This is a genomic window from Phenylobacterium soli, from assembly GCF_003254475.1.
Taxonomy (GTDB): Bacteria; Pseudomonadota; Alphaproteobacteria; order Caulobacterales; family Caulobacteraceae; genus Phenylobacterium; species Phenylobacterium soli.
Genome location: NZ_QFYQ01000004.1, coordinates 1 through 2,221, shown reverse-complemented (window position 1 = coordinate 2,221; position 2,221 = coordinate 1). Strand labels below are relative to the sequence as shown.

2 protein-coding genes are annotated in these 2,221 nt (G+C 63.2%); one reads left to right on the top strand and one right to left on the bottom strand.

All coding sequences use genetic code 11. The annotated features are described in order from the left end of the window. The coding region (locus tag DJ017_RS19880; protein ID WP_227000272.1) for a hypothetical protein at positions 1-914 on the top strand (914 nt) is incomplete at its 5' end. A gap of 315 nt (positions 915-1,229) precedes the next feature. Here the strand turns inward: DJ017_RS19880 and DJ017_RS19875 are convergent. Next, positions 1,230-2,150, bottom strand: a complete 921-nt coding sequence (locus DJ017_RS19875) for an IS1595 family transposase (protein ID WP_111530655.1) — start codon at positions 2,148-2,150, stop codon at positions 1,230-1,232. Positions 2,151-2,221 lie beyond the last annotated feature (71 nt).

Sequence of the window (2,221 nt, the reverse complement as noted above, 5' to 3'; positions counted from 1 at the left end):
GGCTTATGACTACTGCACCGATTAGTCTGTATTTCGATCTAGAGCCGGGCCAGGTCGCTGACTTGGAGGTCGTCTCCAGGGCGTCACTTGCCTTCGCCGCCGCCGTAAAGGACCTGGCGTTTTTCATCGACCCTTCTCTCGACATCCGCATCGAGCTTCAGAGCGCGACCGAGAGTAGCCTCGACTTTCACAACTTGATCCGAAACCTCAGGAAGAAGGCTGGGGAGTCGCTCTCACTGGGCGCGCTTATTCTGGCCGCAGCCGAGGGGATCGGCACAGGCATTCGCGACTATGAGATTGAGAAGGCCATCGCCCACATTCAGGGGGACGATCACAAGGGCTTCACCCCAGAGCAACTCAGCCAGCTTCGCGCGATGGCCGACGCGGCCAACGAGGGCCGCGTAGCGCAGCCGCCGGTGCAACGGTTCTATCAGGAGATCGACCGCGATCCGGCGATCAGAGGCGTCGGGACCTCCCTAACGCCGGGGGAGAAGCCGCGAGCCCTAGTGCCCCGTTCCGAGTTCGCCGCGCGCGCCGGTCGGGCCGCCCCCCGTGAAGAGACGGTCAACAGGCGCACCCGGGTGGAAGACATTCCAGTCGTTCTGATCAGTCCGGTGCTAGTCGCCGGAACCCGCCGGTGGAAGCTCAAGTCAGCTGAGGGCGAGTTTGGGGCGACCATCAAGGACGAGGAGTTCGTGCGGCGCGTCCTGAACGGCACGACCAATGTGCGGATGAAGGCCGGGATCGAAATGAGCGTCGAGCTGGAAACGGTCGAGGAGTTTCGCCACGGCGTCTGGCAAGTCATCGAGCACAACGTATTGCGTGTGTTCGGCCTCACAGAGCCCCCGACCCAAGGGGACCTGCTACCGCCCGATGGCGATAACGATCAGTCGGAGGACGGCGACGACGATTAGTGCGGCGCCCAGGCAAATTGCGGCCAACGGGCTGAAGCGGTCCGTCAGTTGCAGGACAAGCAGGGTGGCGGCCGCCGCGAGCGCCGGTCCGATCCAAAATCGGTGTCTGTTTAGCCGGGCGATCACGAGGGGATCGTGATCGTTTTTCTGCACCTTGTCAAGACTTGCCGGGCGGCACTTTCGGACTAGGCCGAGGCTTCTTCTTGGTGCGCCCCGGTGGCGCCTCAACCTCTGACGGGTCGGTTTGCAGGTGGCGCGAGAGCATTTCGCCCCAGGTCATCGAAGGGGGCTCGGGTGGCAGCTTCGGCTTCTCGGTCATGCGATCAGCACCTTGTACGGGAGCGGCCCTTCGATCTGGCCGAGCATATCGTTCATGCGCTCAGCGGCGCGCTCGTCGCGACGGTTGAACCGGAAGGCCATCTCGGAAACGTACGCGTCCAGGTGCTTCGGCGAAACCCAGTGATGGATGCCGATGATCTGGCGCTTGAGGAGCGCCCAGACGCTTTCGATGCTGTTCGTGTGGGCCTCGCCGTTGACGTACTGGTGGTCGCTGTGGCGCACCGTCGAGTGGCGGAAATCGTACTTGAGGTCGCGGTAGGAGCGGTGCTCGTCGGTGTAGATCACCGAGCCCTTGGCGACGTGATGCAGAACGATGGGCTCAAGCGTCGTTTGCTTCACGTCCTCGACGACCCCGGCGCGCAGCTCGCCGTCGCGCTCGACCATCCCGAAGACCACGGTCTTGCCGCTGGCGCCGCCCTTCATCGCCTCGCGCTTTTCGGCGTGCATGTTGTGCTGCTTGCCGCCGACGAACGTTTCGTCGATCTCGACGACACCCTTGAGCGGCGCGTTGAACGAGGGCGTCTTCTGGGCGTGCCGCAGGCGATGCAGTACGAACCACGCGGTCTTCTGGGTGACCTTCAGATCCTTGGCGAGCGTCGTGCTGGCGATGCCCTTGGGGTGAGCGTTGATGAGCCAGATCGCGACGAACCACTTGCGGAGCGGAAGCTTCGTGTCCTGAAAGATCGTCCCAACGCGGATGCTGAAGCGCTGGCGGCAGACGTAGCACTTGTGGGTGCTCGTGCCGGTCAGCGTCCCGATCCGCTCACCGTCCGCGTTGCCGCAGAGCGGGCAGAACTTCCCATGCCGCCAGCGGATCGCGGTCACGTGGTCGATGCAGGATTGCTCGTCCGGGAAGGCTTCGAAGAGTTCAATCAGGCTGTCGAAATGGCGGAGCATCGGGGCGGTCCTTGTCGATAGGCCCACTATGACTCAGCTCGGGGCGTGGGTCAATGATGTATATAGGTCCC

Coding starts and splice junctions, on each gene's coding strand:
- DJ017_RS19875 (WP_111530655.1), bottom strand. CDS start 2,150: ATGCTCCGCCATTTCGACAGCCTGATTGAACTCTTCGAAGCCTTCCCG.